Below are 8322 nucleotides of genomic sequence, written 5' to 3' on the forward strand. Positions count from 1 at the left end.
AAGGCTGGGCGGTGAGAGTGAACCTTGGCACTGGACCCGATCTTACGCCCGATGCCATCTATCTGGTGGGCCTTTCCGGTTCCGACATCTCGCGGGATGATTTTGAACTCATGACCATCGCATGACCTTCGTCTGGCACCGGGGTCAGGGCCGCGCGATTGCCGTGCCTTCTCCATGAATGGAGATGCCCGGACCCTGTCGCAAAGCTTGAATTGTTCCGGGGCAGTTCTCGTTCAACTGCCCTTCTTACGTATTTTCAGGAGGCATAATCGACACCGACCCTGTTCCTCGCCTTGGCTTGATCGCCAATGGTGACAGCAATGTCTGGGCCAGCCGCAGTCCTTCTTTTCAGAATACTTGACAGGAGAAACCGTCAGCCTGACGCCGGGCGGCTATCACGGCATGCTCATGGATTTCGACGAGGAACTGAAGGAAGGCGAAAGCTTTCCCGTGACGCTGCAGTTCGAGAAGGCTGATGAGGTTTGATCGACACTAAGGTCTTGCCGATCCGGACAGGAGAGGCGGCATGCGGCGTCGCACCCTGATCCTTGGGGCTGCCGGCCTCTTTGCTGCTATCGGCTTCATGCTGCCTCTCGGTGCCTGGCAAAGTGGCGATCTGCCATGGTAGGAGGATATAGCGACGTCCGCCGCCCAAATACGCGACGCCCATCTGAGCGCCATGACGTGGCAACTGACCAGCTACGAGGGCGGGCAGGTAAATTCGCAGGACTGGCTCGGATTTGCTGGCCGGGGCACCGTAGCCCTTGCTGTTGGTGCTCCGAGGGTAATTTCCGCTCAGGACTGACGGCCTCATCGCCGCCTGCCGCAACCTGCGTTTCTGGGAACGGCAGATGGCCGCCTGATCCAGGATGGGCGCGTCTTGCGCCCATCCTGCTATCCGCCGGCGAGCAGTCCGGGCTGGCCCTCACGCAGGAATAGCCAGACCGCCACACCGGCGAGGTAAATCCAGGTGATCCCGAAGATCCACGGTGAGCGTATGGCAAAAAGCGTGCATTCGCGAAACCGGCGACTGAGCGTCGGATCACGCGGCGGCTCGTTCTCGCCATGCTCGCTGGGCCAGTAGTCCGCCAGATGCCCATGCTGTTCAAGAAGCGCGTTCTGACGGTCGTTCCACCGCTCGATCACGCCATAGGAGCTTCTGATGGCCCGCAAGGCATCCAGCGACAGGACAATCCCAAGCAGAGCCATGGGGAATAACACCAGAAGGACGAAAAGGCCCGGCTTCGACCATCCCGCATTCATGGACGAGGCGTAGGCGATGATCAGGAAGGACTGGGACGAGAGATAAGCGCCCAGTCTGCTGGACAGCATCTCGCTTTCAAACTGGATCTCGCTGCGAAAGGTGTTGAGACGCTTGATGTTCTCGCTGCGGATGAGGGTTTCATCGGTGTCTTGCACAGGGAGCCTCGCGGGATTGGAGAAATCATCGGAAGTCCAGCCGTTCGATGATGCCCGGGATGTCGCCCGCACCGTCGCCATTCGCATCGGCAAAACGCCGCGGATGGATCTGATAGGCGGTGCGGTCCATCCACCACTGCGTGCGTCGTGTCATTCTGTCTCCTTCGGAACAACTTTTTGCCCCTGACGTTCGTCACGGTCCCCAAGAGCGTTGCCCATGCTGAAGTCTGCCCATCCCATGCCGATCGGAGCCTCGCTGATCGAGGGCGGAACCTTTTTCCGCATCTGGGCTCCCGACCGCTGGCATGTGAAGGTGCTGCTTGACGAACCCGTTGCCCTGGAACCCGAGGGGAACGGCTATTACTCCGCCCTTGTTCCCGGCGTGATGGCCGGAACACGCTATGCCTTCCAGCTGGACGATGAGGATGGGTCATGGGCCGATCCCGCCTCGCGCTTCCAGCCCGAGGGGCCGGAGGGACCGTCCGAGGTCGTGGACCCGGCCTTTCCTTGGACGGATGCGGATTGGCCGGGCGTGTCGCGGCGCGGGCAGGTCGTCTATGAAATGCATGTCGGCACCTTCACGCCGGAAGGCACCTGGACGGCTGCGGCCGAGCATCTGCCCCGGCTGGCGGATCTTGGCATCACCGTGATCGAGATGATGCCGGTCGCGGATTTCTTCGGCCGCTTCGGCTGGGGCTATGATGGCGTGAACCTGTTCGCGCCGACGCGGCTTTACGGGCGGCCCGACGACCTGCGCCGCTTCATCGACCGTGCCCACGCGCTTGGCATCGGCGTGATCCTGGACGTGGTCTACAACCACATTGGACCACGCGGGAACCCCTGGCCCGCCTTCACGCAGCGCTATTTCACCGACCGCTACGACTGCGAATGGGGCGAGGCGATCAACTTCGACGGCCCCGATGCCGCGCCCGTGCGCGAGTACTTCATCCAGAACGCCGCCTACTGGATCCGCGAATTTCACTTCGACGGGCTGCGGTTGGATGCGACGCAAAGCATCTTCTGCGCGCGCGAGCCCCATGTCATTGCCGAGATCGTCCAGGCCGCGCGCGATGCCGCCCACCCGCGCCGATGCTTCATCGTGGCCGAGAACGAGCCGCAGGACGCGGCCCTCCTGGCCGATCCCGCAAAGGGCGGCCAAGGCGTCGACGCGGTCTGGAACGACGACTTCCACCATTCGGCCATGGTCGCGGCCACGGGACGCAACCCAGCCTATTATTCCGATCATCGCGGCACCCCGCAGGAATTCGTCTCGGCCGCCAAATACGGCTGGCTTTACCAGGGCCAGAACTATGCCCATCAAGGAAAACGCCGGGGTGAGCCAGTACTCAACCAGCCACCCGAAGCCTTTGTCACCTATCTGCAGAACCATGATCAGGTGGCCAACACCGGCAGCGGGCGGCGGCTGGACCGGCGGACAAGCCCGGCGCGCCTGCGCGCGCTCACGGCCACCATGCTGCTGATGCCAGGCACGCCCATGCTGTTCCAGGGCCAAGAATTCGCCGCCTCGACGCCCTTCTTCTACTTCGCCGATATGGGAGAGGAACTGCGCGGCCCCATTGCCGATGGCCGGGCCGAGTTCCTGAAGCAGTTTCCCGCGCTGGCGACCACGCAGATGCAGAACCGCCTAGCCCCGCCGGACGATCCCGACACCTTCGCGCGCAGCCGGCTGGACTGGGCCGAGTGGGACCAACACGCCGAGGCCGTGGCCCTTCATCGCGACCTTCTGGCCCTGCGCCGGACCGATCCGGTGCTGGCGGCGCAGGGCGCGCAGGGCCTGGACGGCGCGGTGCTGGAGCAGGGCGCCTTCCTGCTGCGCTTTGGCCGGGGGTGCGATGCGCGCCTGCTGCTGGTGAACCTGGGGCGCGATCTGCACAAGGCCTCGCTTCCCGAACCGCTCCTTGCGCCGCCCGCCGGATGTCGCTGGCAACTGGCCTGGTCCAGCGAGGACCCCGCCTATGGCGGTAGCGGCACGCCCCAATCCGAAACCAATGGCGCTTGGACCGTGCCCTCCGAGGCGGCGGTCCTGATGGCCCCGAGGGTCCGGGAGGAGGCACAGGCCTGAGATAGTCTTGTCGAAGACATGCGAGTTGGTGCAACCCGCTCGCCGCCCCCTTGGGGAGATTGACCAGGCAAGAATAATCTGACGCAACGGCGAGGTTCTGGCAGAATGCAGTGGTCCCAAAAATTCAATAGTAGGCGTCAATGTCGCTCACCAAGAACCGCGTCCCTTTTTCGAGATCCATATCAAAAAGCTGTTGTTGTTCCATCCGCATAGAGAGACAAAAGCAATAATGGCGTGCCGTTACGTTTTCTTGCTCGTTCCCAGCAGAAAAGATGCCGTGGGTCCAATCAAGGAATTGGCAGCAAACGAAACGATCAGGGCTCTGGCAGCAAACCGGCTCTCGCGCTCGCAGCAGTCATGGCCTTGCGTGAGAACGGCGATGCGAAATTAGTCCACGGAAGCGGCGGCATGGAGCTGCTGCGGGCGGCGTAAAAGTCGTCCACCCTTTTCCTTTCTGCGGCAGCAGGGAGGGCGAGAGGATTGTTAGTGTCCGAGGACGTGGTGGAATTTGGCGTCGCGCTGTCGGTGTAACCGGGGTGGCCATCGAGGGTGTCGGTTATAGTGGAGTTTGTGGACTTCAACCACGGACCGATGGAGACGGGAGTGTCTTGAGCTTTGTGTATCTGGCCTGGTCCATGCGGTTCCAGATACTCAAGCGTCGAAGCGCTCGCCGAACATTATGGCGAACTGATTACGGGCCGCAAACCATTCCCTGACGTTTCGGCCGTCTTTCTCGAAGCTGCGGATCGCCATGTCGATCAGCTTCGTTGCGGCATCGTCGGTCGGGAATGACCCCCGGGTCTTGATCGACTTGCGGATCACACGGTTCAGACTTTCTATAGCGCTGGTGGGGTAGATGATCTTTCGGATCGCCGGGTCGAAAGCGAAGAACGGGATCACTTCCTGCCATGCCCGGCGCCAGGCCGGGGCGATGGACGCGTATTTCCCGGCCCATTTTTCTCAAAGGCATCGAGTTCGGCTTCGGCCATCGCTGCGGTCGGGGCGCTGTAAATCCGGCGCAGATCGGCGGCCACGGCCTTGCGGTCCTTCCAGGAGCAGAAGTTCAGGCTGTGGCGGACCAGATGCACGATGCAGGTTTGAACCATGGCGTCCGGAAAGGCGGCGGTGATGGCCTCGGGGAAGCCCTTCAGCCCGTCGACGACCGCGATCAGGATGTCCTGCAACCCTCGGTTTTTCAGTTCGTTCATCACCGAGAGCCAGAACTTGGCGCCCGTTGTCGGGCAAAACAGTCCACTGGACTGTTTTGTGACCCCTCCAACTCTCGGCAATCCACAGGCCCAGGACCTCGCGCAGGCCGTCGCGGGTGACGCCAAGGGCGATGTCGACGGCCTTGTTCTTGACCGTCCGGCTGTCGGCATCGCGGACCTTCACCCGCAATGCATCGAAGATCACAATCGGATACATCCGGTCCAAGGCCCGGCTCTGCCATTCCCGGACCTCGTCCAGAACGGCATCGGTGACGCGGCTGATCAGGTCGGGTGAGACCTTCAGGCCATAAAGGTCGAGCAGATGGGCCTGGCTATCCCGCACCGTCAGCCCGGCGGGGCGGCATAGAGCCCATCCGCCATGGGCCTCGGACCAGTGGCGGCTTCCATGGCGAACTCTTGTCATCCATGCCATCGATCCGGGTCTGGCCCTTCTTCACCAGCTCCGGCTCGAAGCTGCTGTCGCGGTCACAGGGCACGGCTACCGGCAATTCGCCGTCCTGACCCTTCAGAACCTTGGTCGACGAGCCGTTGCGCCGGTTCGCCTGGCCCGGCGGCGCGTCCTTGCCTTCCTCATAGCCCAGATGCGCGGTCAGCCCCGCACCCAGCATCCGCTCCATGAGCCGAACCTTCAGCTCCTTCATCAGCCCGGCGTCGCCGAGCAGATCCTCAGGGCGCTCAACACCCTTCAGCAGTTCGTCGAGAAGTTCCTTGGAGATCGTCATGCATGCTTCCTTTCGGTGAAGCATGGACCCGATCAGTCATACACAAAAGATCAGACACTCTCTCGGCTGCCGCTGGCGCCCCTGCCGTTTCCATGCGACGCGTGCTCGACGCCCTTGCCGTTCGTCTTGAGCTTCGGTCCACCTGCATGCTCAGGCCCCCCGTCGCCTTTGGCGTGATCATTTCCCTTATCTGCCTTGGCATCTTCGTTGTCCCCGTGGGCTTTCCCGTTGCCACGGTTGCCGTTGCCGGCATTGCCATGACCGTTCTTGCGCGCCTTGTCGTTACCGTGCCCATTGCCGTTGTTGTCCTTGGCCAGCCAGATCTGTTCGCCAAACGACGTTCCGAGGCGTGCCGTGTCGTCCTGTGTATGGATCGGCCCGGCGGCGAGATGTGTCGACGTTAGAATCAGTGCAACGGCGCTGCTAATAAAAAACTTGTTAATGTCAGGCGCCTTTTTCATTTGGGAAATCAACACGGCCATCCAGCGACGCGTTCCTTCAGCTGTGGGCATCAGCGAAAATGGACCCCTTGGGCACCAGGTGATGCCCGACGCTGGCTCAAGTCATGTCTCGCCACATCAGACCACGAACAAATGTCGAAAGGCATCCGGCGTGCGCGCCGCATCGGACAGGTGGCACTTGTCCAGCACCGCCAGGAAGGCCTCTCTGGCTTCGGAAAAGACGTCCGGCAGGCTGCATCCTTCGGCAATTCGACAGGTGCTGCAATCGACGAGCCTGCTATCTCCTTCCGTATGCCGGACCACCTGACCGATGGTGATTTCTGCCGCCGGCCGCGCCAGCGCCAACCCACCGTGACGTCCCCTGGTGGTCTTCACGAAGCCAGCAGCACCCAAGTCCTGAATGATCTTCATCAGGTGGTTTTGCGAGATGTCGTGCGCTTGGGCAATCTGGCGGATCGACACCAGCCCACCGTCATGGGCGGCAAGATAGATCAGGGCGCGCAGCGCATAGTCGGTGTAGCGGGTCAGTTTCATCTTTTTACAATAGATGTATTCCAATTGCATGTATAGAGATCTATAGATGCATTAGAAATGCATGATTAGGAGAGACTCATGCCGCGTCCCCTGTCGCAACAGACCATCGCCGTCGTGAAGGCTACGGTGCCCGCACTGGAGCAGCATGGTCCTGTCATTACCGAGACAATGTACCGCCGCCTGTTCCGCAACGAAGACATTGCTGCGCTGTTCAACCAGGCCAATCAGAAAAAGGGCACGCAGCGTCTTGCCCTGGCGCAGGCCGTGCTGGCTTATGCACAGAACATCGACAACCTGTCGGTTCTGGGGGCAGCGGTGGAGCGGATCGCCCAGAAGCATATTGGCTACGCGATTCTGCCGGAGCATTATCCTTTTGTGGCCGAAGCGCTTCTTGGTGCCATGGAAGAGGTTCTAGGCGATGCAGCGACACCGGATATTCTGCAAGCCTGGGGAGAAGCGTATTGGTTTCTGGCTGACCTTCTGATCGAGCGCGAGGCCGTCATCCGCACGGAGATCGAAGCAAAGCCCGGGGGCTGGACCGACTGGCGCCGCTTCCTGGTGGCGGAACGGCAGGTTGAGGCAGAAGGGATCGTCTCGTTCATCTTGCGGCCCGAGGACGGCGGCCCTGTTGTCTCGCACCGGCCGGGGCAGTATCTGACGTTGCGCTTTGACGAGGCGGGCCTTGCAGGCGTCAAGCGGAACTATTCCATTTCCAGCATGCCGAGCAACGAAGGCTACCGGATCACCGTAAAGCGAGAGCCGGACGGCGAGGCATCCTGCTTTCTGCACGATCACGCGCCTGTCGGCACCATCCTTGAGGCCACCCCCCCCGCCGGGGATTTCCATCTCGCCAACGACCCGCAGCGTCCGCTGGTCCTGCTATCGGGCGGCGTAGGCTTGACGCCCATCGTCAGCATGCTGGAGGTGCTGGCAGAGCAGCACCGCGATGTGCCCGTCTTTTATGTCCATGGCACGAGCAGCCCCGCACATCATGCCCTTGACGCACAGGTGCGAGATGCGGCAGCCCGGCATGGCAATGTTCTGGTTGAAACCTTCTACGAGAGTGGCGCCGACGACAGAGCCAATCCGGGCCGGATCACCATCAACTGGCTACGAGCCAACACGCCCCTGGACGAAGCGGAAATCTATCTCTGCGGCCCTCGTCCCTTCCTGCGGCACTTTGTTGGAGGCCTGAAGGATGTGAACATCCCTGCCGATCGCATCCACTACGAGTTCTTCGGGCCGGCCGACGAACACCTTGTGACGTAGAGGAAAGGAGCAGTGTCATGAGCCTCCGTTCTGCCACAAAGATCACGTTCGATCAGGATCGTCCCGTTGTTGAGGCGGCCCAGATCGCACCACTGCTCGAACTCGATGTGGCGGGTTTTCAAGACCTCATGCGCTCTGGGCGGATCAGGAGCACTGTGGAACGAGGTGAGGGCGATGATGAAGGAAAGTTTCGCCTGACCTTCCAGTCGGCTCAGTGGCGGGTCCGGCTGACCTGCGGGCGCGACTGTAGGGTCTTAACATTGACGCGCGTGCGGTTGGATGTGCCACGGGAGGAGCTGCGGCCAGGTACGACAGGATCATGACGTCTCGGTCGTGATCCTGCAGGACCGTTGCAGCCCTTGTTGCGTTGGCTTGTCACGAGGCAGCAGGACCAAAGAGATATCAGACATAGCCCGCAGCGTCGTGCGCTCCGCTGCGGACGTGGTGCGGCTCTCTGCCGCCTTGGCTGTGCCAGGGAAGTAGCAGCCCCGGGCCGCCAGACAAGCGGCCTGTGCCTCGGAGAGAAAAGGGTCGTGTCTCGGAAGTGGTAGAAATTGGATGGCGGCGTAATCTCCGGGTGAACTGACACCCACCCAGCCGGCGGC

General features: G+C 61.6%; 8 protein-coding genes and 1 pseudogene. 4 read left to right on the forward strand and 5 right to left on the reverse strand.

Annotated elements, in window-relative coordinates; genetic code table 11:
- Window positions 1-357 precede the first annotated feature (357 nt).
- Window positions 358-486 carry a copper chaperone PCu(A)C domain-containing protein gene (locus OU682_RS22855; protein WP_268944496.1) on the forward strand — a complete coding sequence of 43 codons (129 nt, stop codon included), beginning with the start codon at window positions 358-360 and terminating at the stop codon, window positions 484-486.
- Between the two features lie 408 nt (window positions 487-894).
- Here the strand turns inward: OU682_RS22855 and OU682_RS22860 are convergent, their stop codons facing one another.
- Together OU682_RS22860 and OU682_RS22865 are read right to left on the reverse strand one after the other, a co-directional pair.
- Window positions 895-1419: a RipA family octameric membrane protein gene (locus tag OU682_RS22860; RefSeq protein WP_268944497.1), complete on the reverse strand. Its 525-nt coding sequence runs from the start codon at window positions 1417-1419 to the stop codon at window positions 895-897.
- Window positions 1420-1444: 25 nt separating this feature from the next.
- Entirely contained in the window at window positions 1445-1573 is a 129-nt protein-coding gene (locus OU682_RS22865; RefSeq protein ID WP_268944498.1) for an alpha-amylase family glycosyl hydrolase, read from the reverse strand.
- A gap of 63 nt (window positions 1574-1636) precedes the next feature.
- On the opposite strand from OU682_RS22865, the gene treZ reads away from it, so the two are divergent.
- The gene (gene treZ / locus OU682_RS22870) at window positions 1637-3502 is read left to right on the forward strand and encodes a malto-oligosyltrehalose trehalohydrolase (RefSeq protein WP_268944499.1); all 1866 of its coding nucleotides are present in this window, start codon (window positions 1637-1639) and stop codon (window positions 3500-3502) included.
- A 651-nt stretch (window positions 3503-4153) separates the two neighbouring features.
- On the opposite strand, the pseudogene OU682_RS22875 reads toward treZ, so the two are convergent.
- The 3 genes and pseudogenes from OU682_RS22875 to OU682_RS22885 form a co-directional block, all read right to left on the reverse strand.
- Window positions 4154-5477 (reverse strand): annotated as a pseudogene (locus tag OU682_RS22875) (IS256 family transposase).
- Between the two features lie 26 nt (window positions 5478-5503).
- Window positions 5504-5935 carry a hypothetical protein gene (locus tag OU682_RS22880; protein WP_268944500.1) on the reverse strand — a complete coding sequence of 144 codons (432 nt, stop codon included), beginning with the start codon at window positions 5933-5935 and terminating at the stop codon, window positions 5504-5506.
- A 96-nt stretch (window positions 5936-6031) separates the two neighbouring features.
- Window positions 6032-6448 (reverse strand): RrF2 family transcriptional regulator, encoded by a 417-nt coding sequence (locus OU682_RS22885; protein ID WP_268944501.1) that lies wholly within the window; start codon window positions 6446-6448, stop codon window positions 6032-6034.
- A gap of 78 nt (window positions 6449-6526) precedes the next feature.
- Between OU682_RS22885 and hmpA the strand changes: the two genes are divergently transcribed.
- Both hmpA and OU682_RS22895 read left to right on the forward strand, forming a co-directional pair.
- Entirely contained in the window at window positions 6527-7717 is a 1191-nt protein-coding gene (gene hmpA, locus OU682_RS22890; protein WP_268944502.1) for an NO-inducible flavohemoprotein, read from the forward strand.
- 17 nt (window positions 7718-7734) lie between these two features.
- Complete coding sequence (locus tag OU682_RS22895) at window positions 7735-8040, forward strand: DUF6522 family protein (RefSeq protein ID WP_268944503.1); 306 nt, start codon at window positions 7735-7737, stop codon at window positions 8038-8040.
- The last annotated feature ends 282 nt before the right edge of the window (window positions 8041-8322 follow it).

Source organism: Paracoccus benzoatiresistens (genome assembly GCF_026913015.1).
Taxonomy (GTDB): domain Bacteria; phylum Pseudomonadota; class Alphaproteobacteria; order Rhodobacterales; family Rhodobacteraceae; genus Paracoccus; species Paracoccus benzoatiresistens.